Annotated in this window: 24 protein-coding genes; 14 read left to right on the top strand and 10 right to left on the bottom strand. The window is 60.0% G+C overall.

What is annotated here, in order from left to right; all coding sequences use genetic code 11:
- Positions 1 to 5: 5 nt before the first annotated feature.
- Positions 6 to 335, top strand: a complete 330-nt coding sequence (locus VWY34_RS04310) for a DUF1491 family protein (protein WP_416534640.1) — start codon at positions 6 to 8, stop codon at positions 333 to 335.
- A gap of 2 nt (positions 336 to 337) precedes the next feature.
- Positions 338 to 1063 (top strand): DNA repair protein RecO, encoded by a 726-nt coding sequence (gene recO / locus VWY34_RS04305; protein ID WP_340546548.1) that lies wholly within the window; start codon positions 338 to 340, stop codon positions 1061 to 1063.
- Here recO and VWY34_RS04300 read toward each other — a convergent pair.
- Both VWY34_RS04300 and VWY34_RS04295 read right to left on the bottom strand, forming a co-directional pair.
- Positions 1047 to 1451: an META domain-containing protein gene (locus VWY34_RS04300; protein ID WP_416538340.1), complete on the bottom strand. Its 405-nt coding sequence runs from the start codon at positions 1449 to 1451 to the stop codon at positions 1047 to 1049. The two genes, recO and VWY34_RS04300, sit on opposite strands and share 17 nt — an antisense overlap.
- Positions 1452 to 1570: 119 nt before the next feature.
- Entirely contained in the window at positions 1571 to 3256 is a 1686-nt protein-coding gene (locus VWY34_RS04295; protein WP_416544481.1) for an acyl-CoA dehydrogenase family protein, read from the bottom strand.
- 146 nt (positions 3257 to 3402) lie between these two features.
- Between VWY34_RS04295 and VWY34_RS04290 the strand changes: the two genes are divergently transcribed.
- Both VWY34_RS04290 and VWY34_RS04285 read left to right on the top strand, forming a co-directional pair.
- Positions 3403 to 4191 (top strand): sulfite exporter TauE/SafE family protein, encoded by a 789-nt coding sequence (locus VWY34_RS04290; protein ID WP_416544480.1) that lies wholly within the window; start codon positions 3403 to 3405, stop codon positions 4189 to 4191.
- A gap of 57 nt (positions 4192 to 4248) precedes the next feature.
- Positions 4249 to 5148 carry a cation diffusion facilitator family transporter gene (locus VWY34_RS04285; protein ID WP_416534636.1) on the top strand — a complete coding sequence of 300 codons (900 nt, stop codon included), beginning with the start codon at positions 4249 to 4251 and terminating at the stop codon, positions 5146 to 5148.
- Positions 5149 to 5218: 70 nt separating this feature from the next.
- On the opposite strand, the gene VWY34_RS04280 is transcribed toward VWY34_RS04285, so the two are convergent.
- Positions 5219 to 6817 (bottom strand): phosphoenolpyruvate carboxykinase, encoded by a 1599-nt coding sequence (locus VWY34_RS04280; RefSeq protein ID WP_340546553.1) that lies wholly within the window; start codon positions 6815 to 6817, stop codon positions 5219 to 5221.
- Positions 6818 to 7165: 348 nt separating this feature from the next.
- On the opposite strand from VWY34_RS04280, the gene VWY34_RS04275 reads away from it, so the two are divergent.
- The 7 genes from VWY34_RS04275 to VWY34_RS04245 are packed head-to-tail and all read left to right on the top strand — an operon-like array spanning position 7166 to position 12549.
- A complete protein-coding gene (locus VWY34_RS04275; protein WP_340546554.1) occupies positions 7166 to 7867 on the top strand; it encodes a response regulator transcription factor in 702 nt (233 codons plus the stop codon).
- 33 nt (positions 7868 to 7900) lie between these two features.
- Positions 7901 to 9613, top strand: coding sequence for a sensor histidine kinase (locus VWY34_RS04270; protein WP_416544479.1), 1713 nt, complete (start codon positions 7901 to 7903; stop codon positions 9611 to 9613).
- A 3-nt stretch (positions 9614 to 9616) separates the two neighbouring features.
- Positions 9617 to 10054, top strand: a complete 438-nt coding sequence (locus tag VWY34_RS04265; RefSeq protein ID WP_340546556.1) for an HPr kinase/phosphorylase — start codon at positions 9617 to 9619, stop codon at positions 10052 to 10054.
- A complete protein-coding gene (rapZ, locus tag VWY34_RS04260; RefSeq protein WP_340546557.1) occupies positions 10047 to 10937 on the top strand; it encodes an RNase adapter RapZ in 891 nt (296 codons plus the stop codon). The genes VWY34_RS04265 and rapZ overlap by 8 nt, the downstream gene beginning before the upstream one ends.
- Before the next feature lie 9 nt (positions 10938 to 10946).
- A complete protein-coding gene (locus VWY34_RS04255) occupies positions 10947 to 11354 on the top strand; it encodes a PTS sugar transporter subunit IIA (RefSeq protein WP_340546558.1) in 408 nt (135 codons plus the stop codon).
- Positions 11355 to 11624: an HPr family phosphocarrier protein gene (locus VWY34_RS04250; RefSeq protein WP_340546559.1), complete on the top strand. Its 270-nt coding sequence runs from the start codon at positions 11355 to 11357 to the stop codon at positions 11622 to 11624.
- 34 nt (positions 11625 to 11658) lie between these two features.
- Positions 11659 to 12549 (top strand): lysophospholipid acyltransferase family protein, encoded by an 891-nt coding sequence (locus VWY34_RS04245; RefSeq protein ID WP_416544478.1) that lies wholly within the window; start codon positions 11659 to 11661, stop codon positions 12547 to 12549.
- A 120-nt stretch (positions 12550 to 12669) separates the two neighbouring features.
- Here VWY34_RS04245 and VWY34_RS04240 read toward each other — a convergent pair whose 3' ends face one another.
- On the bottom strand, positions 12670 to 13545 hold the full coding sequence (locus VWY34_RS04240; protein ID WP_340546561.1) for a 3-hydroxybutyryl-CoA dehydrogenase: 876 nt from the start codon (positions 13543 to 13545) through the stop codon (positions 12670 to 12672).
- Positions 13546 to 13700: 155 nt separating this feature from the next.
- Between VWY34_RS04240 and VWY34_RS04235 the strand changes: the two genes are divergently transcribed.
- Positions 13701 to 14522, top strand: a complete 822-nt coding sequence (locus tag VWY34_RS04235) for a DUF6473 family protein (RefSeq protein ID WP_340546562.1) — start codon at positions 13701 to 13703, stop codon at positions 14520 to 14522.
- Between the two features lie 79 nt (positions 14523 to 14601).
- Here VWY34_RS04235 and VWY34_RS04230 read toward each other — a convergent pair whose 3' ends face one another.
- The 6 genes from VWY34_RS04230 to VWY34_RS04205 all read right to left on the bottom strand — a co-directional run bounded on the left by VWY34_RS04230 (position 14602) and on the right by VWY34_RS04205 (position 19024).
- Positions 14602 to 15528, bottom strand: a complete 927-nt coding sequence (locus VWY34_RS04230; RefSeq protein ID WP_340546563.1) for an electron transfer flavoprotein subunit alpha/FixB family protein — start codon at positions 15526 to 15528, stop codon at positions 14602 to 14604.
- Positions 15528 to 16286: an electron transfer flavoprotein subunit beta/FixA family protein gene (locus tag VWY34_RS04225; protein ID WP_340546564.1), complete on the bottom strand. Its 759-nt coding sequence runs from the start codon at positions 16284 to 16286 to the stop codon at positions 15528 to 15530. The genes VWY34_RS04230 and VWY34_RS04225 overlap by 1 nt, the downstream gene beginning before the upstream one ends.
- 310 nt (positions 16287 to 16596) lie before the next feature.
- Positions 16597 to 17169: a cob(I)yrinic acid a,c-diamide adenosyltransferase gene (locus tag VWY34_RS04220; protein ID WP_416544477.1), complete on the bottom strand. Its 573-nt coding sequence runs from the start codon at positions 17167 to 17169 to the stop codon at positions 16597 to 16599.
- 3 nt (positions 17170 to 17172) lie between these two features.
- Positions 17173 to 17379 (bottom strand): twin transmembrane helix small protein, encoded by a 207-nt coding sequence (locus VWY34_RS04215; protein ID WP_040176068.1) that lies wholly within the window; start codon positions 17377 to 17379, stop codon positions 17173 to 17175.
- Between the two features lie 67 nt (positions 17380 to 17446).
- Positions 17447 to 18277, bottom strand: coding sequence for an SDR family NAD(P)-dependent oxidoreductase (locus tag VWY34_RS04210; RefSeq protein WP_416544476.1), 831 nt, complete (start codon positions 18275 to 18277; stop codon positions 17447 to 17449).
- A 33-nt stretch (positions 18278 to 18310) separates the two neighbouring features.
- Positions 18311 to 19024, bottom strand: coding sequence for an SH3 domain-containing protein (locus VWY34_RS04205; protein ID WP_340546567.1), 714 nt, complete (start codon positions 19022 to 19024; stop codon positions 18311 to 18313).
- Positions 19025 to 19337: 313 nt separating this feature from the next.
- On the opposite strand from VWY34_RS04205, the gene VWY34_RS04200 reads away from it, so the two are divergent.
- Together VWY34_RS04200 and VWY34_RS04195 are read left to right on the top strand one after the other, a co-directional pair.
- Positions 19338 to 21686: a DNA topoisomerase IV subunit A gene (locus tag VWY34_RS04200; protein ID WP_340546568.1), complete on the top strand. Its 2349-nt coding sequence runs from the start codon at positions 19338 to 19340 to the stop codon at positions 21684 to 21686.
- Positions 21687 to 21814: 128 nt separating this feature from the next.
- Entirely contained in the window at positions 21815 to 22426 is a 612-nt protein-coding gene (locus VWY34_RS04195) for a hypothetical protein (protein WP_416544475.1), read from the top strand.
- Positions 22427 to 22701 lie beyond the last annotated feature (275 nt).

Here is a 22701-nt window from a genome sequence, read left to right as displayed (position 1 = left end):
CCCATATGGCGCGGCTGACCGCCAGTTTCTGGGTGCAGGCCTATCTCACCCGATTGCGGCTCGCCGATATCCCTGCCTTTGTGACCTCTCATGGTGATGACACAGCGGGGGCCGTATTGGTGAAGCTGAACACGCTGGACCGTCGGGCGCAGGCTCTGCACCGCTCCTATGACCTGATGAGCGGCTTGCGCAGCTGGGTCACTCTGGCCGAGGGGGATGAGGCGGATGTCGATGCCGCCATCGCCAAACAGCGCAGTTTCGACCCTGACCTCTGGGTAATCGAGGTCGAAGATCGCGATGGGCGGCATTTGCTGGACGAGCCGGGGCTGGATTGATCATGGAGTGGCGCGACGAAGGCATATTGCTGACGATGCGCCGCCATGGGGAAAGTGCTGCCATCGTGGATGCGTTTACCGTCGAACACGGGCGTCACTCCGGGATCGTCCGCGGTGGCGCGGGGCGCCGGATGGCGCCGGTGTTGCAGCCGGGTGCCCAACTGGACCTGACCTGGCGCGCGCGGCTCGAAGACCATCTTGGCAGCTATCAGGCTGAGCTGATCCGCAGCCGCGCCGCCACGGCAATGTCCAGCCGATTGGCGCTTGCCGGGCTGAACGCGGTGACGGCGCTGCTCGCCTTCTGCCTGCCTGAACGCGAACCGCACCCTGACCTGTATCTGCGCAGCGCGCAGCTTCTGGACCTTCTGGGGCGTGACGATATCTGGCCTCTGGCCTATCTGCGCTGGGAAGTTGCGCTGCTGGAGGAGATGGGCTTCGGCTTGGATCTCGATCACTGCGCCGTCACTGGCAGTCGACATGAGCTAATCTATGTCTCCCCCAAAAGCGGGCGAGCGGTGTCGCGCGCTGGGGCGGGGGAATGGGCCGACCGCATGTTGCCCTTGCCGGACGTGTTACTGGGACGTGGAGGGGCCGAGACGCAGGACATCGTAGCGGCTTTGTCCACCACGGGTTTCTTTCTGGAACACAGGCTTGCACCATCGCTGGGCAACATCCCGCTGCCAGAGGCGCGGGGGCGCTTTTTGGATGTGCTCAGTCGGCAGCCTTGAAAACCATCTCGCGCCCGGTTTCATTTGACAGGATCATGACGTCGCCCTTGATCTCCACGATCTGCATCTGCTGCAAGGCGTCGAGAACCGCCACCTCTTCGCCGAGAGCCGGACAAACACGGCGCGTGGTCGCCATCTGCGCTAGGTCAAACCACGGGTAGGGGACGTCCAGCCGTGCGGTGAAACGATTGCAGGGCAGGGCGCCGGACACGTTCTCCCCGCGATCAAAGGACAGGGTTGTGGCGTCTTTCACAATATGGCCGTCGATCTCCTGCAGCTGCCATAGCACGCCACGGCCGCCGTAGCCGCGCAGGGTTTCATCGCCGAAACAGCCCGTTAGGGGCAAAGCGCAAGTCAGGGTGACGAGAGAGAAAAACTTGGTCCGCATCGGCGCACGCTACTCGATGAGGGGGCGAGGTCAACCAACCAGGGACGCGCAAAGATAAAAAAGACCCGGCGCGAAACGCACCGGGTCAGAGGAGTGTCCAGGGGAGTTAATGACTGAACTCAGGCCAAGAGGCGTCTCGCGATGACTTGCGCCTGAATTTCTGCAGCGCCTTCAAAGATGTTGAGAATGCGGGCATCGCAGAGCACGCGGCTGATCTTGTATTCCAAGGCAAACCCATTGCCTCCGTGGATCTGCAGGCCGTTGTCGGCAGCCGCCCAGGCAACACGTGCGCCAAGCAGTTTTGCCATGCCCGCCTCTAGGTCACAGCGATGGCCGTTGTCCTTTTCCCAGGCGGAGAAATAGGTTAGCTGACGCGCGATCATGATCTCTACCGCCATCATCGCCAGCTTCGATGCCACACGCGGGAAGGCGATCAGCGGCTTGCCGAACTGCTTGCGGTCCTGGGCATATTGCATAGCGATATCCAGAGCCGATTGCGCAACACCGATGGCGCGGGCGGCGGTCTGGATACGGGCGGATTCAAACGTTTCCATCAGCTGTTTGAAACCTTTGCCCTCTTCACCACCGAGGAGGTTCTCACGCTTCACGTGAAACCCGTCAAAGCCCAGCTCGTATTCCTTCATGCCGCGATAGCCCAGAACCTCGATCTCGCCACCGGTCATACCGTCGGTTGGGAACGGGTTTTCATCGGTGCCCGGTGTTTTTTCCGCAAGGAACATCGACAGGCCACGGTGATCTGTGCTGTCGGGGTCGGTCCGCGCGAGGAGGGTCATCACATGGGTCCGGGCGGCATGGGTGATCCATGTCTTGTTGCCGGTAATCTTGTAGTCGCCATTGTCATCCTTCACCGCGCGGGTGCGCAGGGAGCCGAGGTCGGAGCCTGTGTTGGGTTCTGTGAACACAGCCGTTGGCAGGATTTCTGCACTCGCAATCTTGGGCAACCAACTGGCCTTCTGCTCCTCAGTCCCACCTGCGATGATCAGCTCAGCTGCGATTTCGGAGCGGGTGCCAAGGCTGCCGACGCCGATATAGCCGCGCGACAGCTCTTCGGAGACAACACACATCGACGCCTTGGAGAGACCAAAGCCGCCGTATTCTTCGGGGATGGTCAGACCAAAGACGCCCATCTCGGCCAGTTCCTCGATGATCTCCATCGGAATCAGCTCATCCTTCAGATGCCAGTCATGGGCGTTTGGCTCGACCTTTTCGACCGCGTAGCGACGGAACTGGTCGCGGATCATCTCCAGTTCTTCGTCCAGACCCGAGGCGCCGAACATCACCGATCCGGCCTGTTCCTGCATCAGCTCAACCAGCCGGACGCGCGCTGCCTGCGTGTTGCCGCTGTCACAGAGCGTCATGACGGCAGGGGCCATCAGCATCCGCTGGCTCTCTTGCGACAGGCCCAGATCCTGCAAACGCAGGATTTCGCCCTGGTTCATCTGGATGCCGCCGTAGATCTGCCAGAGGTATTCGCCAAAACCGATTTGTAGCAGCAGGTGCTCCATCTCGCCAAACTTGCCATTTGAGTGCAGGTCGCTGGCCCAGCGGTGCATCTGGCGCAGGCTGTAGGCGTAGGTCGCGAGCCAGGCGAGGCCATGGGCGGCGGTCTGGTTGGCCTCGACCAGCGCGCCAGAGACCCGGCCGCCTTCGCTGACCTGATCGCGGACGGTGCTACGGGCCGCCTCCAGCAGCTGGTCAACCGGTTCCAGCGCAGCAGCGGTCAGCGCCAGCAAATCAGGAATAAGCGTTGGTTGCATTTGCGGGTCCTGTCCGTCGTGGGCCATGAATCACATCCTTTTCAGCTGGCTCAGTGGTAAATCATTTTGCAGTTGCAGCGCAACAAAAATACCCTGCAGCATTATGATTGGATCAAAAATTACGTAACGATTTTGCGCGCACGGCGATGGAAACCTGTGCTAAGGGTTTGATCATGTCCGATAATTCGATCCTTACCGTTTTCCTCTCTGCGGGTCTTACCCCGGAAAACTTGATCTTTGCGTTTGCGATTGCAGCACTTGCCGGCACGGTCAAGGGGATGGTTGGTTTTGCCATGCCGATGATCCTTGTTTCAGGACTTAGCCTGTTCTTACCGCCCGATATCGCGCTTGCCGGATTGATTCTGCCCACGCTGGTGACCAATGGGATGCAGGCCCTGCGGCAAGGGGTAATGGCGGCCTGGGAGTCGATTCGGCGGTTCAGGGTCTTTCTGCTTGTGGGTCTGATCTTTCTGCTGGGCAGTGCGCAGCTGGTCCGCGTATTGCCACAGGACGTCATGCTGATCCTGATAGGTGGGCCGGTCACCCTGTTTGCTTTGTTGCAGCTGTTTGGGATTCCAATCCCCATTTCCAGCGCCACACCGCGTATTGAGGTAACGGTCGCTGCTGTCGCCGGCTTCATCGGTGGCTTCTCCGGTATCTGGGGGCCGCCCACGGTGGCCTATCTGACAGCGCTTGGAACCGAAAAGCGCGAGCAGATGCGGGTACAGGGAGTCATCTACGGGCTGGGCGCCGTGGCGCTGCTGGTGGCGCATATCGGGTCCGGTGTCATGAGGGCCGAGACCGCGCCCTTTTCAATGTTGCTGATCCCTCCGGCGATTCTGGGAATGTGGATCGGCGGACGGTTGCAGGATCGGATCAATCAGGTCACCTTTCGGCGGGTAACTCTGGTTGTATTGCTGCTGGCGGGGGCAAATCTGCTGCGGCGGGGCCTCATCTCATAGGCTCTAACACCATCACTAGAGCCTGTATGATCCGAACGGGCAGACGAAGGACGGCATATGGTGAAGAGATTTGGCGCGGAACAGTTGGCCACTGCATCTATTGTCGTTGCGCTGCTGGTGCTGGCGCTGAAGGCGCTGGCCTGGTGGATGACCGGATCAATTGCCCTGTTTTCCGATGCGATGGAGTCTCTGGTCAATATCGGTGGTGCTATCATGGCGTGGTTCGCGGTTCGCTACGCCAATCGCCCGCCTGATGCTGGTCACCCCTTTGGCCATCACAAGGCCGAGTATTTCTCGGCGGTGCTGGAAGGGATCATGATTATCGTCGCGGCGCTGCTGATCCTGCACGAGGCGATAGAGGCGCTGCGCACCCCGGCGCCATTGGTGTGGAGCCCGTTGGGGCTGCTGGTGAATGCCGTGGCGATGCTGGTCAATCTCTGGTGGGCGCGGGTTCTGATCGGGCGTGGTACGGCCTTGGCCTCGCCTGCCTTATCTGCCGGTGGGCGCCACCTGATGAGCGACGTCTGGACCTCTGCCGGGGTTCTTTGCGGCCTTGGTCTTGCGCTTGCGACAGGCTGGCCATGGCTGGATCCGCTTCTGGCGCTGCTTGTGGCAGTCAATATCCTGCGCGAAGGGTACCGCGTCGTAGCCAGTTCTGTTGGCGGGTTGATGGATCAGGCTGCGCCATCCCACGAACGCGAGGAGATTGCCGAGATCATCCACCGGACCGCGCAGGGTGCCTTGCAGGTGCACGGTCTAAAAACCCGGCGCGCCGGGCAGGCAGTTTTTGTCGAGTTCCATATGGTTGTCGCAGGCGAGATGACCGTGCGGGCGTCGCACGCGATCTGTGATCGTATCGAAGAGGCGATCCGCGTCTCCCTGCCTACAGCGCAGGTTACGATCCACGTGGAACCGGAACACAAACTGGAAGATGGCGGGATCAAACCGGGGCAGTAGATCGGTCATTGCCAGACACGAAAAAGCCCCGGCCATGGACCGGGGCTTTTCTGATCTGACTGTGGTCGGCTTAGCTGATCGCGGCTGCCTTCACATCATCGTCGATGTAGGGCAGGTACTGCTCGAAGTTGTCGGAGAACATCTGAACCAGCTTCGCAGCCTGCGCGTCATATGCGGCCTGATCGTCCCAGGTCCGGCGCGGATCCAGCAGAACCTCGGCCACGCCCGGAACGGTCACAGGTACGTCAAAGCCAAAGTTGCCATCCTTGCGGAACTCAGCCTCGGCCAGCGAACCATCCAGGGCGGCGGTCAGCAGAGCGCGGGTTGCGCGGATCGGCATCCGTGAACCGATACCATAGGCGCCGCCGGTCCAGCCGGTGTTTACCAGCCAGCAGGTGGCGCCATGCTGGGCGATCTTCTCACGCAGCAGGTTGCCGTAAACCTCCGGGCGGCGCGGCATGAAGGGCGCGCCAAAGCAGGTGGAGAAGGTCGGCTCCGGCTCGGTCACGCCGCGCTCGGTGCCCGCCACCTTGGAGGTGAAGCCGGACAGGAAGTGGTACATCGCCTGCGCTGGGGTCAGCCGCGCGATCGGAGGCAGCACTCCGAAGGCATCGCAGGTCAGCATGATGATATTCTTCGGGTGGCCGCCGCGGGCGCTTTCCGAGGCGTTGGAGATATAGTGCAGCGGGTAGGCGCAGCGCATATTGGCCGTCAGGCTGTCGTCGTTGAAATCCAGCTTCTTGGTCTCCGGGTCGAACACCATGTTCTCGATCACGGTGCCGAACTTGGAAGTAGTGGCGTAGATTTCCGGCTCTGCCTCGGCATTCAGGTTGATGGTCTTGGCATAGCAGCCGCCTTCAAAGTTGAAGGTGCCGTTGTCGGCCCAGCCATGTTCATCGTCGCCTATCAGCACCCGGTCAGGATCCGCGGAGAGGGTGGTCTTGCCGGTGCCGGAGAGGCCAAAGAACACGGCGGTGTCCACAGGGTTGCCCTTGGCGTGGTTGGCGGAGCAGTGCATCGGCATGATGCCTTTTTCCGGCAGCAGGTAGTTCAGCAGCGAGAAGACGGATTTCTTGTTCTCACCGGCATATTCCGTACCGCCAATCAGGATCATCTTGCGATCGAAGTTCATCGCAATCACCGTCTCACTGCGACAGTTGTGGCGCTCAGGGTTCGCCTGGAAGCTCGGGCAGTTGATCACGGTGAAGTCGGCGATGAAATCATCCAGATCCTCACGATCCGGGCGGCGCAACATGGTGCGGATGAACAGCCCGTGCCAGGCCAGTTCGGTGACCATGCGCACATTGATCGCATGGACAGGGTCGGCCCCGCCGACCAGATCTTGCACGTAATAATCTTTGCCCTGCATATGGACGAGCATGTCCTCGTAGAGCGCATCAAAGCCCTCTGGGCTCATCTCGGCGTTGTTTTCCCACCAGATGGTATCAGCGACGCTGTCGGTTTTCACCACGTGCTTGTCCTTGGGGGAGCGGCCGGTGAACTTGCCGGTGGTCACCAGGAAGGCGCCGCCGTTGCCAAGAGTACCTTCGTCGCGCTTCAGAGCTGCCTCGATCAGAGCTGGCTCCATGAGGTTGTAATAGACGTTCCCCAGTCCTTCGATACCTTGATCTTCGAGGCGGAATTGCGGGTTAACCCGTCCAGATGCCATGTGTTCTTTCTCCTGTGTCGACCATTGAAGGCCGCAAACAATAAAAGCCGCGCCCTGGGGCAGAGATCGGCACAATCGGCCGATGTGGGTGGTCTTAACATGAGGTTTTACTGGCTGAACAGAACGGTTTGACGCAGTTAGCGCCATCAAGGCGATGTTTAGCGCAACCATTTTTTTTAAAGACAATTTGCGAGGGTAGATGCCGGAATGTTCAGCGCCTGCTAAGGTATTTTTGTCTCAATTGAGGCGAAACTGTGTCGAGATTCCTCAATTGGCATTGATTCGCCGAGGTAGAACGGCGATGAACGTCTAAAAAACGCAAAAAAGAGCAGATTAGGGGCCAATCAGATGTCTAAGATTGCTTTAGTCGATGATGATCGGAATATCCTGACTTCGGTCTCGATGACCCTTGAGGCTGAAGGCTTCGAGGTTGAGACCTATAATGACGGGCAGGCTGCGTTGGACGCGTTCAACAAGAAGCTGCCCGATATGGCCGTCCTTGATATCAAGATGCCACGGATGGACGGCATGGACCTGTTGCAGCGACTGCGCCAGAAGACCCAGATGCCGGTGATCTTCCTCACCTCCAAGGATGATGAGATTGACGAGGTTCTGGGCCTGCGCATGGGCGCTGATGACTACGTCAAGAAACCGTTTTCGCAGCGGCTGCTGGTCGAACGCATCCGCGCATTGCTCCGCCGTCAGGAGGCGATCAGCGGCGATGCAGTGGCCACCACCACCGAAAACAAGGTGATGGAGCGTGGCAACCTGCGGATGGATCCCCTACGCCATTCTGTCAGCTGGAAGGGGCAGGATGTATCGCTCACGGTGACCGAATTCCTGCTCCTGCAGGCACTGGCACAGCGACCGGGTTTCGTCAAAAGCCGCGACCAGCTGATGGATGTCGCCTATGACGATCAGGTCTATGTGGACGACCGGACCATCGACAGCCACATCAAACGCTTGCGCAAGAAAATGCGCAATGCGGACCCTGAATTCTCGGCGATTGAGACGCTTTATGGTATCGGGTACCGTTACAATGAAGAGTAAGCCCTGCTCAGGGTCAGGCGGAGTACAACGCCGATGCGCGATTCTGGCATAACCCGTCCACGGCGGGATAGTGATGTTGTTCTGGGCGATGATTGGGTCGCGCCGGAGCAGAACGTCGCGCGTGAACTTCAGGACCGGCGCGCCCGTCGCGGCGTCCTGACGCTGCGGGCGTCGCCGCTCACACGCAGGATCATCACGCTGAACCTGATTGCGCTGATCATTCTGGTGTCGGGTATCCTCTATCTCAATTCCTCGCGTCAGAGCCTTGTGCTTCAGCGCGCAGGTGCCCTGGCGGCCGAAGCGATGCTGATCTCGGATGTGTTTGAGGCACAGCTGCCTGAACTGGGCACCGTGAGCCTTGCGGTCGGCGACGGGATAGATCCGGTAACGACCCTTCAGAACATCAGCCTGCGGGCCGGTGCGGAAGTGTTTGTCTTTGACACCGCAGGGACGCTGATTGCCCAGACCAAGGGGGTCGAACAGGGCGGCGCGCTGGACCTTCTCAATGACGCCAGCCCATCAGCAACCCTGATCAGCGATGCTCTGGCGGCTGTTTGGTCCTTTGTGGGCGGACTGTTGAAGTCGGACACGCCGGAGAGCCCGGCCCAGCCTCTTGAGGACCAGCTGCGCGCTATGGTGCAACAGGCGCTGGTCGGCGGGACAGAGGTAAAGGCCGTTGTTGATACCAGCGGCGGCACGGTCTTCTCCGCTGCCACGCCGATCCTGTTTCAGGGAGAAGCGATCGGCGTTGTCACGCTGGCCTCACCAACCGGCGAAATCGACGCATTGGTTCGCGGCGAGCAGGAGCGCGTCCTGCAGATGTTTGTGGTTGCGCTGGTGGTATCCATCGGGTTGAGCTTGGTGCTGGCCTCCACGATCGCAAACCCGCTCGCAGACCTCGCAGAAGCCGCAGAGCTGGGTCGCGATGGCGACTCCCGAAAATCAAAGCCTGGGCGCATTCGCATTCCCGATCTGAGCGCCCGCCCGGATGAAATTGGCCGTCTCAGCCGCGCCCTGCGTGGTATGGTCAAGGCGCTCTATAATCGCATCGACAGCAATGAACAGTTTGCCGCAGATGTGGCTCATGAGATCAAGAACCCGCTGGCCAGCCTGCAATCGGCGGTCGGTACGCTACGGATGGTCAAACGCGAAGATCAGCGTGACAAGCTGCTGGATGTCATCGAACACGACGTGCGGCGTCTGGACCGGCTGGTCAGCGATATCTCCAATGCCTCGCGGCTGGACGCTGAGCTGGTGAAAGAGGAGGAGGAGAGCTTTGATCTCCTCCATATGCTTGGCAACCTCAATCAATTCCTTGGCGAGGATGCGCGCAGCAAGGGGATCGACTATATCACCGACCTGCCAAAGACACCGATAACAATTCAGGGGCTGGAGGCCCGGCTGGCGCAGGTCTTCGTCAACCTGATCACCAACGCGATTTCCTTCTGCGAGGACGGCGATGCCATCCGCGTCTGGGCGCGCCGTCGCGACAACCGCGTTCTGGTCGTGGTTGAAGATACCGGTCCCGGCATCCCCGATCAGGCCCTGAGCAAGGTGTTCAAACGCTTCTATTCACAACGGCCCGTTGAGCATTTTGGCAATAACTCGGGCCTTGGCCTGGCGATTTCCAAACAGATCGTCGAAGCACACGGTGGTGTGATCTGGGCCGAGAATATCCGCCCGACCGAAGCTGACATCACCTCGGAACCTCTGGGGGCTCGGTTTGTCGTCGGCCTCCCGGTCTGATCCATGGCTGCGACGCCGACCTGTCGGCTTCACGCCAGCTGTGTCGCGGTGGCGGGGCAGGGTCTGTTGATCACGGGCGGCTCCGGCAGTGGAAAATCGACACTGGCCTTGCAAATGATGGCGCTCGGGGCGGAGCTGATCGCGGATGATCAGGTGATCATAACTGCCAGCGATGACGCTCTGGTGGTCAGCGCGCCGGAACCATTGCGCAATATGATCGAGGCGCGCGGGTTGGGCCTGCTGTTCGCCCGGGCAGCAGACCAGGCGCATTTGGCCGGTGTCGTCGATCTGGATCATGTTGAAACCGAACGTCTGCCGCCCCAGATTGAAACCACGATCCTCAACCGGCCAATCCGCCAGCTGCGTCGTGTCGACGGCCCGCATTTCGCCCCTGCGCTGCTGCAGTTTCTCAAACACGGAGCCTTGAATCCCGATGCCTGACCCGGATGCTGTCCCTGATCCAACGGCGGTGCCGATCGTTCTGGTGACAGGCCCGTCCGGTGCCGGGCGCACCACGGCCATCAACGTGCTGGAGGACCTCGGTTTTGAGGCGATTGACAATCTGCCTTTGCGCCTGCTGCCCGGTCTGGTGGAGACCAACAGCCTGACCCGACCGATGGCGCTGGGTCTCGACAGTCGCAACCGGGATTTCTCCCCCGCCGCCTTGCTCGATGTTATCGACATGCTGGCTGCGCGCCGGGATCTACATCTGACCGTGCTCTACCTCGATGCCGACCCCGATGTCCTGCTGCGACGCTACTCGGAGACCCGGCGCCGCCATCCGCTTGCCCCGGCCGAGGATCCTGAGGTCGGGGTGCTTCGCGAGATTGATCTGATGCTGCCGATCCGCGACCGTTCCGACCTGTTGCTTGATACCTCGGAGATGAACATCCACCAGCTGAAGGCGGATATCGAACGCCGCTTTGCCCCCGAAGGGCGGGCGCTGGCGGTTTCCTTGCAGAGCTTTTCCTACAAACGCGGCGTGCCACGCAGCATTGATATGGTGTTCGACTGCCGGTTCCTGCGCAATCCCTATTGGGAGAAAGACTTGCGAAGCCTAGACGGGAGGGATCCGAAGGTGCAGAGCTATGTCCAGGAAGACAGCCGCTATCAGCCGTTCTTTGACCGGGTGCTTGATCTGATCCGCTTGCTGTTGCCTGCGTATCGAGAAGAGGGTAAATCGCATCTCTCTATAGCATTTGGATGCACCGGAGGGCAGCACCGCTCGGTCACGATGGCAGAAACCCTGGCCAAGGACCTTGCGGAAAACGGGCAGCAGGTGTCAATTAGACACCGCGAGCTGCACGGCCAGCGACAGAAGTGAGGGACCGGCTTGATCGGAATCGTGATCGTTGCACATGGGGGGCTGGCCAGAGAATATCTGGCCGCCGTGGAACATGTTGTGGGTCCTCAGGTCTGCCTGGAGGCGATCAGCATAGGCCCAGAAGACGACAGGGATGAGAAGCAGCGCGAGATCTGCCGTGCTGCCGATGCCGTCGACAGCGGCGGCGGTGTCGTTGTGGTCACGGACCTGTTTGGCGGTTCTCCGTCGAACCTCAGCCTCTTGGCCTGTACGCCACCAGATCGCCGGATCCTCTACGGGGCCAATCTGCCGATGCTCATCAAACTGGCAAAATCCCGCCATCTGCCTGTTGCGGATGCGGTCAGGCATGCCATGGAGGCGGGCCGCAAGTACATTAACGCCCAAAATATCAACCCCGAAGGGGAGCAAGCGCACTAAATGGTTCGTAAAACGCTGAAAATCGTCAATGAAAAAGGACTGCACGCGCGCGCCTCAGCGAAGCTGGTCGAGGTGGTCGAGGGTTTTGATGCCACGGCCGAAGTCTCACGGGACGGGCTGTCGGCCTCCGGGGACAGCATCATGGGGCTTTTGATGTTGGCAGCCTCAAAAGGAACGACTATTGACATCGAGACCTCGGGCCCGGATGCAGAGGCGCTTGCCTCGGCGTTGGACACGCTTGTTGCTGACAAGTTCGGCGAAGGCTACTGAGGCTCATTCAAAGCTACGGAACAGGACAAGGCACTTGGCGGATACTGCGCATGATCGCGACGCTGGCGCGACGCCAGGGACCGAAGAGACCGGCGAGATCTATGACCGCCGGACTCTCACCTATGCCAATTCCTTTGACGACCGCTGGACGTCTCTTGCGATCCGCGCCATCGAATGGTGCACGGGCAAGCTGACGATCCTCAGGATGGTGCGCCGGTTCGAGCGCAGCAACGCCGAATACCGGGGCCAGAAATTCTGGCGCGGTGCCCTCAATGTCATGGGAATCGATCTGGAAACACCGCAGGAGCAAATCCTGCGCATCCCGCGAGAGGGGCCGGTGGTGGTGGTTGCAAATCACCCGCATGGGATGGTCGATGGGATGATCTTTGCGGATCTCATTGGCAGGGTGCGTCAGGATTATCGCATCCTGACCCGCTCCGTGCTGACCGGCCTGGACGAGGCGGCAACCTCTTTTATGATCCCGGTCCCGTTTCCCCATGACCCCGAAGCACAAAGCAAGATGGTCGAAATGCGGGCCAAGACGATGGCACATCTGAAAGAGGGGGGCGTGGTCGCGCTGTTTCCCTCCGGTGTGGTGATGTCCTCGGACAGCTGGTTCGGCCCCGCAATCGAGCGGGAATGGAACGTGTTCACCGCCCAGCTCATTCGCCGCTCCGGCGCGCGTGTGGTGCCCATCTTTTTTCCGGGCAGCAATTCTCGCTGGTACCAGATCGCCAATCAGGTCTCGCCGATCCTGCGTCAGGGGCTGTTGCTGCATGAGATCGTGCGATCCTGCAACAAGCCGCAGAGCCCGGTTGTCGGTGAACCCCTTAGCGATGCGCAGATGGAAAAGCTGCAGAGCGATCCGCGCGGCTTTATGGCCTGGCTGCGCGAACATACGCTGTCGCTCGGCAAGCAGGGCTAGAGCCGCCGCGCCTCATCTTCTGGCTGAAAATATCCCGGGGGATGAGCAGGCTTCCCGGAAACCGTCTGGCAGACGGTTTCGCCTGCGAAGGGGGCAGCGCCCCCTTTCTGAGATATCCGCCTATCGCGTCGGCACTGGGATCTCGCCCCGGTAATCATAGAACCCGCGTTGCGTTTTCCGGCCCAACCAGCCTGCTTCGACATATTTCGTCAGCAGCGGGCAGGGGCGGTATTTGGTGTCCGCCAGACCATCATGCAGTACATTCATGATGGCAAGACAGGTATCCAGACCGATGAAATCAGCCAGCTCCAATGGTCCCATCGGATGATTGGCGCCCAGCTTCATCGACTCATCAATGGATTTCACGGATCCCACGCCTTCATACAGGGTGTAGACCGCCTCATTGATCATCGGCATCAGGATCCGATTGACGATAAAGGCGGGGAAATCCTCCGCGCTTGCTGCGGTCTTGCCCAGTTTTTCCACCACCGCGTGACAGGCCGAGAAAGTGGCCTCATCTGTGGCGATGCCGCGGATCAGTTCGACCAGCTGCATGACCGGCACCGGGTTCATGAAGTGAAACCCCATGAAGCGCTCCGGCCGGTCGGTCCGGCTGGCCAGTCGGGTGATCGAGATCGATGAGGTGTTGGAGGTGAGAATCGTGTGCGGCAGCAGATGCGGCAGCAGATCCTCGAAAATGGCCTGCTTCACCGTTTCGCGTTCTGTCGCCGCTTCGATGACCAGATCAGTCTTGCCGACATCCGCCAGCGTTAGCGTTGTCGAAATGCGCCCTAGTGCAGCGTCAACATCCGCCTGCTCAATCTTGCCCTTGCTGGCCTGCCGGGTCAGGTTCTTCTTCACCGCATTCACGGCACTGTCCAAGGCCTGTTGGCTTATGTCATTCAAAACAACATCATAGCCTGCCAGCGCCATCACATGTGCGATGCCATTGCCCATCTGGCCTGCACCAATCACGCCTATTTTCTGGATGTCCATCGCTCATGCCTCTTGGGAGTTTTCCGGCGGATCATACTGGCGGGTCCGTGGGCGGCACAAGGCCGATTGGCCGGGTTTTTAGGCAAAGTTGAGCATTAGCAATTCGTCAACGGATCTCGGATTAAGTGAGTCTCGGGTGAAATTTGGTGGGTATTATGAGCTATGAACTCAAGAGCGCGACAGCGCTTGCGGGCGAGCCTTGCAGCTATGCGGGCTCGAAATTATTGGTCCGCGGGCCGGCGCGTAATCTGACTGAACCATATTTGGCATTTATTGGCGGCACAGAGGTCTTTGGACGCTTTGTCGAACGTCCCTTCGTGGCCGAAGCAGAAACGATTCTACAGCGCCCCTGCGTAAACCTTGGCAGCGTGAATGCCGGGGTCGACAGCTTTTTGAGCGATCCGGATATTCTGGATATTGCCCGCAAGGCCGAAGCATCTCTTGTCCAGGTGCTGGGGGCACAGAATATCTCCAACGGCTATTACAAGGTTCATCCCCGGCGCAATGACAGGTTCTTATGCGCTCATGAGCCGCTGCGGGATCTGTATCCGGAAATGGATTTCACGGAGTATCACTTTAACAAGCACCTGCTGAGCGCGCTCCGATCTTGTTGCAGAACCCGTTACGAAACCGTTCGTGATCATCTGCAAGAGACCTGGGTTGACCGTATGGGAGAGCTGATCGCGGCGCTCAATGGGGAGGTGACTTTGCTCTGGATCCATTACGACGTCGATCATCAGGCCCTGTTTGGGCATGAGCCTGCGCTGGTTGACCGGCCGATGGTGGATGCACTGCGTGCGCGTGTGCTCGGGGTTGTTGAGATCCCTGTCCATACCGCGCGGGATGCCGCAGACATTGACGGCATGTTCTACGGACAGCTTGACCTGCCGTCGGCCCAGCGAATGGTCGGCCCGAAGGAGCATGTTAGAATTGCGGCGCAGGTGGCGCAGTATCTGCAACCCCGCCTCAGGAACTGATCGCGACCCGAAAGGTTGTTTGAAACAAAAAAAGCCCGCGACAGATGTCGCGGGCTTTTCACATGTTTACGCGATGCGCTTACAGTTTTTCGATCAGCTCGGGTACGGCCTGGAACAGGTCGGCCACCAGGCCGTAATCGGCAACCTGGAAGATCGGAGCCTCTTCGTCCTTGTTGATCGCAACGATGATCTTGGAGTCCTTCATGCCTGCCAGGTGCTGAATTGCGCCGGAGATCCCAACCGCAACATAAAGCTCAGGCGCCACGACCTTGCCGGTTTGACCCACCTGCCAGTCGTTCGGTGCATAGCCCGAATCCACGGCCGCGCGGGAGGCGCCAACCGCCGCACCCAGCTTGTCGGCCAGGTTTTCGATCAGTTTGAAGTCCTCTTCGGACCCAACACCACGACCACCGGACACAACAACACCGGCCGAGGTCAGCTCGGGGCGATCGCTGGCGGCGACTTTGTCCTCGACCCATTCGGACAGGCCGGGGTTTTCGGCAGCGGAAATGGTGTCAACGGAGGCGGAGCCGCCGTCACCAGCCGCGTCGAAGGTGGATGTCCGGAACGAGATCACCTTTTTGGCGTCGCGCGACTTTACGGTCTGAACCGCGTTGCCTGCGTAGATCGGACGCTCGAATGTGTCGCCATCGACAACACCGGATACATCCGAAATGACCATCACGTCCAGCAGGGCTGCAACGCGGGGCAAGACGTTCTTGGCGTCAGTGGTCGCAGGCGCCACGATGTGCTCATAGTCGGATGCCAGCGAGGCGATCAGCGCAGCAGTCGGTTCCGCCAGACGGTGGCCGAGCGAGGCGTCTTCAGCAACCAGAACCTTCGACACGCCTGCAATCTTGGCGGCTTCTGCACCGGCTGCTGCCGCAGAGGCGCCAGCGGCCAGAACGGTCACGTCGCCCAGCTTGCTTGCCGCGGTCACGGCTTTTGCGGTTGCGTCCAGCGCCAGGGCGCCATCGGTCACTTCGGCAAGGAGAAGAACAGCCATTACACAGCCCCCGCTTCTTTGAGTTTACCGACCAACTCATCCACGGAGCCCACGATGATGCCTGCGGCACGGGCTGCGGGTTCGGTGGTGGAGATGATTTCCAGACGCGGGGAGACATCGACGCCGTAGTCGGCGGCGGTTTTCTCGTCCAGCGGCTTCTTCTTGGCCTTCATGATGTTCGGCAGCGAAGCGTAACGCGGCTCGTTCAGGCGCAGGTCAACGGTGACGATGGCGGGCATCTTCACTTTGATGGTCTGCAGGCCGCCGTCCACTTCGCGGGTCACAACGGCGCTATCGCCATCGATGTCCAGCTCAGAGGCAAAGGTGCCCTGCGACCAGCCCAGAAGCGCCGACAGCATCTGACCGGTGGCATTCATGTCGTTGTCGATCGCCTGCTTGCCTGCCAGAACCAGGCCGGGCTGCTCTTCCTCGACCACTTTGGCGAGGATTTTGGCAACGGCCAGCGGCTCGATGTCGGTATGCACGTCATCTGCTGCAACAACCAGGATCGCGCGGTCGGCACCCATGGCGAGCGCGGTCCGCAGGGTTTCCTGCGCCTGCTTCACACCGATGGAGACAACGACGATCTCATCAGCTTTGCCGGCTTCCTTGAGGCGGATCGCCTCTTCGACGGCGATTTCGTCAAACGGGTTCATCGACATTTTGACGTTGGCGAGATCGACACCGCTGCCGTCCGCTTTGACGCGGACCTTCACGTTGTAGTCAATCACGCGCTTGACAGGCACAAGTACCTTCATTTTGCGTTCTCTCCTTAACAAACGGTAAGCCGCCGGGGCGACTCTCCTCCATGCTCTCGCGATGTTGATAGCGGCTTAGATTGCGCCGCAACAGGGCAAAATCGTCACGTTACCGCCCTCCGACGTCGCGTCTGACGGTTTGCATCAGCAGTTTTGCAGGAATGTTTCGCCGATAATGCTGCACTGCCGCAGCGGCAGCTATACCGGTGCTTGATCTCGATGGGACAGGTTGCCGCAGCGCTATGCGATCATCCACCAGCTCTGCCACGCGCCGCTCGGCCGGGCGCGTGGGGTATTGTCATTGCGGCATTTACCGATTGGCGCCGGGCACCCAGAGCACATCTCGCGCGCCGTTGTCATTGGCGGCACGCGACGCAACAAAGAACCAGTCGGACAGCCGGTTGAGATATTTCACCGCTGCCGGATTGATGTCCTCCTGCGTGGCAAGCTCGGTTGCCAGACGTTCGGCGCGGCGCGCCACGGTACGACATACATGGAGATGTGCGGAGAGAGCTGCGCCACCGGGCAGCACAAAGCTGCGCAGAGGCGCGAGATTGGCGTTCATGACATCAATTTCCGCCTCCAGACGCGCAACCTGTGCATCGGCAACACGCAGTGGCGGGTATTCGGCATTGGCATCTTTGTCCATTTCAGGTCGGCAGAGGTCCGCGCCCAGGTCAAACAGGTCATTCTGAATACGCGCCAGCGCCGCGTCCATCTCGCCGTCGGCCTCCTGTCGCGCCACCCCGACAAAGGCGTTCAGCTCGTCCGAGGTGCCATAGGCATTGACCCGCGCGGAATGTTTGGCAACGCGGTCTCCATTGCCAAGAGCGGTGTCGCCCTTGTCGCCGGTACGGGTGTAGATCTTGTTCAATACGACCATGATTTACTGACCTCCCTGAGCGCGAAGATAGACATATCCGAGGATGAAAACCACGGCGAGGAACTGAAACAGGATGCGCAGGCGCATCATCTTGTTGGCATTTCTGGCATTGAAGGCGCCGCCGGCGCCGAACCCACCAATGCCGATTACCAGCACGATGACGGTTGCGGCGATCGCAGCAATCGCCAGGATGTAGAGCGGATCGCCCATCTTCTCATATTCCTTGTTTCTTGCCGCGACAGCCGCTGCCTTCATGGCAGGGCCCGCCGCGCATCAGCTATCTAAGCCGCGCGAGGATACGGTCAATCGCGCGTGTGGTCAGGATGCGTTTTAGCACACCTCCGATATGGGTCGGCACGGTGACATAGTAACGCGGACGTGGCCGTCGGCTCTCGCAGGCATGGATCAGTTTGGCCGTGACTGAGGATGCCGGGAGTTCGAACCTGTCTGGTCCATTGCTTTCATAGAGCCGCTTCAGGAGGCTGGCCTCATAGCGGTCGCGCAGGGCGGAGTTCTCCCAATCGACGTATTTCTCGAAATGGGGAATGGCCTTTTCGCGGATCTTCGACGTCACAGGGCCGGGCTCGATCAGAACGACCTTGATGCCGCTGTCGCGCAGCTCAACCCGCATGGTATCGGTCAGCCCTTCGATGGCGTGTTTGGTCGCCACATAGGCGCCGCGCCAGGGGAAGCTCACAAAACCGAGGATCGAGGAATTCTGCACGATCCGCCCGTGCCCCTGTGCGCGCATCACCGTGATGACGTTGCGGGTCAGCTCGTGCCAGCCAAAGACATTGCTTTCAAAGATGCTGCGCAGCCCTTCAGTCGAGACGTCCTCAACAGCGCCGGGCAGCCCGTGCGCACCATTGTTGAACAATACGTCCAGCGTGCCGCCGGTGCGCTCCAGCACCTCTGCCAGACCGCTGCGCAGGCTTTCTGCATCTGTATAATCCATCAGCGGGCTGACAAATCCCTGCGCGCGCAGCCTGTCGCAGTCGACCGGTTTGCGGCAGGAGGCGAACACGGTCCAGCCACGTTCGCGCATACCATGCGCAGCATCCAGACCGATCCCGGAGGAACAGCCTGTGATCAGGATCGTTTTCTGCATAAAACCCCTCGCGCGGTCACCTGTACCGGCGCTTTATGGGCGTTTCTTGCTCACCAGGGAAGCCGCAATCCAGCCAACCTTGCCGTCTTTTACGGTGCGCAGGTGCAGCCAGCCGGTGCCAATGTCCTCAACAACCGTGACTTTCTCGCCGTTGCTGAGCCGATCCAGGATCGGGTAAACCGTGCCGGGGCCTGTCCGCATGTTGACGCGGGTTGCAGTGATGGTCCGGATGTCTTCTGCGGGTTCGGCCGGGTTCAATTCGGCGGCATCCGCTTCGAGCGCGGCCTGAATCAGGGGTTGCCCCGACAGCCCATCCGACAGCGAGGCCAGCTGCACCGTTGCCGTATCGCCCGAACCCGGTATCCGCGCAGAGGCGGGCGCCGCAGCCTGGGCCACGGAAAATGCAGCGTCACTGTTGCTCAGCCCCTCACCAACGGCGGCGATCTGCGCCATCGCGACACGCGAACGCAGATTGGGGTCTGCGGAGGGGCGCGGCGATTTTGCGTTCATTGAGGTTGTGGCTGCGGTCTGTGGCACGCGCAGGGCCACCTTGCTGACCAGCGATTCTGCGGTCACCGCGGTGCGGCGCGCTGCGGTGTCGCTGGTGTCGACATCACTGCCAAAAGCAGCCTTGGCGATGTCGATGGCAGCAGAGGGGCCTTTGGGCGGCTCAAAATCAGCGCCGCCACTGGCTTCGTAAAAACCCCAGCCCAAAAACAGAAATGATGCGATAACAAAGCGTGACATATACAAATCCCCCCCAGGATCAGCCTGAAAACCTGTGCAAATTCATGATTATCGAGCATTCGCTCGGCTGCAGGTAATACGCACCCGCTGCACAGATTGTTCCGGCTTAACTTAGATCTTACAGCAGTTTTTCGAGTCGTAGTAGGGGAGAGGTGGCGACTTTCTCCCCCAAGCCGGCTTTGTCGGTCGTACGGGCGGTGGTCGGGCGACGGGCAGACCCTGCCGGTTGTGGCGGGGTCGATATGTGGGGGTAACTCCGCATTTTCGCACGGCCCCGCTTTACCAAGACCGGAGGGGGCAGTATCACCAGAGCATGACCGACCTGGTAGATGATCAAGACACCCCCGATTCCCCCGCAACCGGAGAAATACTGGAGCCGCTGCGCCGTGCGATTGGCGAGCGGTACCTGACTTATGCTCTCAGCACCATCATGCACCGGGCGCTGCCCGATGCCCGCGATGGCCTGAAACCGGTGCACCGCCGCATTCTCTACGCGATGAGCCGCCTGCGTCTCACCTCGACGGGCGGCTTTTTGAAATCGGCCAAGATCTCCGGCGACACCATGGGTGATTTCCATCCCCACGGCGACGCGGCGATCTACGACGCGATGGCGCGTCTGGCGCAGGATTTCAACGTCCGCTATCCGCTGGTCGACGGGCAGGGCAACTTCGGCAATATCGACGGCGATAACCCGGCGGCCTCTCGTTACACCGAGGCACGGATGACCTTTGTAGCCGAGGCGATGCTGGACGGGCTGAGCGAGAACGCCGTTGATTTCCGTGACAATTACGACGGGCGTTTGACCGAACCGGTTGTTTTGCCCGCAACCTTCCCGAATATCCTGGCCAATGGTGCGGCCGGTATCGCGGTGGGCATGGCGACCAATATCCCGCCGCATAATATCGGCGAACTGATCGATGCCTGCCTGCATCTGATCAAGACCCCGGATGCCCGTGATGATACGCTGTTGAACTACGTGCCGGGACCGGACTTTCCCACCGGCGGCGTGATTGTCGAGCCACGCGAAAATATCGCCAAGGCCTATAACACCGGGCGCGGATCCTTCCGTCTGCGCTGTACCCATGAGGTTGAGGATCTGGGTCGTGGCCAGTGGCAGATCGTCATTACCGAAATCCCCTATCAGGTCCAGAAATCCAAGCTGATCGAAAAGATCGCCGAGCTGATCCAGACCAAGAAGATTCCGATCCTGGCCGATGTTCGGGACGAATCAGCCGAGGATATCCGCATCATTCTTGAGCCGAAGTCCAAGAATGTGGATCCCGAAGTGCTGATGAACATGATGTTCCGCAATTCGGATCTGGAAATCCGCTTCAGCCTGAACATGAACGTGCTGATCGACGGCGTGACCCCCAAGGTCTGTTCGATGAAGGAGGTGCTGCGCGCCTTCCTTGATCATCGTCGCGACGTGTTGCAGCGCCGGTCGCAGCACCGGATGGACAAGATCGATCACCGGCTCGAGGTTCTGGAAGGGTTCATTATCGCCTTCCTCAATCTGGATCGCGTGATTGATATCATCCGTTATGACGATGATCCCAAGGCCGCGTTGATGCGCGAGAACTGGGCGCTTGATCACCCGCGCGCCTATACCGAAGCCGATTATATCTCGCCCGCCGCCGGGCCTGGAGAGCTGAGCGAAGTCCAGGCCGAAGCGATCCTGAACATGCGGTTGCGCAGCCTGCGTCGCCTGGAAGAGATCGAACTGGTGCGCGAACGCGATGCCCTACAGGAAGAACGCGCCGGTCTGGTCGAATTGCTGGCCTCCGAAGAGCTCCAGTGGAGCCGCATCGCCGAACAGCTGAAGGACACCAAGAAGCAGTTTGGCAAATCCTATGAGGGCGGTCCGCGTCGCACCCGCTTTGCCGAGGCGGGCGAAGTCGAAGATGTGCCGCTCGAAGCGATGATCGACCGCGAACCGATCACCGTGGTCTGCTCGCAGATGGGCTGGATCCGTGCCATGACCGGCCATATCGACCTGGGCCGGGAATTGAAGTTCAAGGATGGCGATGGCCCCCGCTTTATCTTCCATGCCGAAACCACGGACCGGCTTCTGGTCTTTGCGTCCAACGGGCGGTTTTATACGATTTCCGCGTCCAACCTGCCCGGCGGGCGCGGCATGGGTGAACCCCTGCGCCTGATGGTGGATCTGCCCAATGAGGTCGAGATTGTCGATATCCTGATCCACAATCCAGACGGTCGCCTGCTGGTCGCCTCGGATGCGGGCAACGGCTTTATCTGCGCCGAGAAAGATATCGTTGCCCAGACACGCGGCGGCAAGCAGGTGCTGAACGTCAAGGATGACGACCGTGCCAAGATCTGCATCCCCGTGATTGGCGATCACGTTGCAGTGGTGTCTGAGAATGGCAAATTCCTGGTCTTCGCGGTTGAGGAGATGCCCGAGCTGTCCCGTGGCAAGGGCGTGCGGTTGCAGAAATACAATATGGCCCGTGGCAAGCAGGGGTCGCTGGAGCTGGATGGCGGTTTGAGCGATGTCACCACGTTCAACTGGGATGACGGTCTCAGCTGGGAAATGGGCGGTGGCAAGACCCGTCATGAAACCGATCTGGGCCAGTGGTTGGGCAAGCGCGCAGGTGTCGGCAAACGGCCGCCCTACGGGTTCCCGCGCAACTACAAGTTCAAATAGGATCAGATGTGGCTGCCCTGCACCTGTGACCTCAGCGCCACCCGGTGGAACCGTAGGGCCATGACGGCTTTACCGGTTCCGTACCGGGCGGCTATCTGGGGATGTCTTCTAACTGAAATGAGACTGCTATGATCCGGATCTTTACCCTCCTGGCCGCCATGGTCGCTGTCGCCGCCTGTACCGCCGCTGCGCCGGACGAACCGCTGGAGGAACTCGGGAACTTCAAGCTGGGTCATAACATCGTCATCGCATCCAAGGTTCAGATGGTGCCGGGGTCGCGGAAAGTCTCAAAAGAGGAATGGGTCGATATCCTCACCAATGAGGTCAATGCCCGCTTCAGCCAGTATCAGGGCGACAAGATCTATCATTTCGGGATCAGCGTTGAAGGGTATTTTGTTGCCCCCGGCGGCGTACCCCTCGTGCTCAGCCCGAAATCGGTTCTGGCGGTCAATGTGACCGTTTGGGACGACGCCGCAGGTGCCAAACTGAACAAGGTCGTCAAGAAATTCACCGTCTTTGAGACAACAACGGCAGACAGTTTCCTGGTCGGATCCGGTCATGCCCGGACCCGCGAAGAACAGATGCGGGGACTGGCGCGCAACGCTGTGGGCCAGATCGAGGATTGGCTGGTCGAGCAGCGCAAGAAAGAGGGCTGGTTCGGGCCCGAACAGACCTCCGGACAGGTCGACCAACTGCGCACCACCGGGGCAACAGAACCACCGGTAGCCGCGGCGGGCTGATTCCGCCTCACGCGCGCGGTGGATCCAGATCCGTTTCCGCCAGGCTCTGACCGGCCGGACCCCTGACACCGACATGGCCGATCATGCCCGATACAATGAACCCTGTTGCCATTCCCCTGTGGCGGCAACTCTGTGGCCTATGGTTCATGATCTGGCGGTGATTTGCGACAGGACGCACAGGAACGGGTTGATTTTCACCTATAAACCAAATAAGCCGCGCGCGCAGAGGAAATTCGGGTCGGGTTTCGACCCCCAATTCAAAAGGGCGCCTACAG

The sequence above is a fragment of the Phaeobacter sp. JH20_02 genome (assembly GCF_048056915.1).
Taxonomy (GTDB): domain Bacteria; phylum Pseudomonadota; class Alphaproteobacteria; order Rhodobacterales; family Rhodobacteraceae; genus Phaeobacter; species Phaeobacter bryozoorum.
Note: the sequence above shows the minus strand (reverse complement) of the source record. Positions and strands in the feature narration are given on the sequence as shown.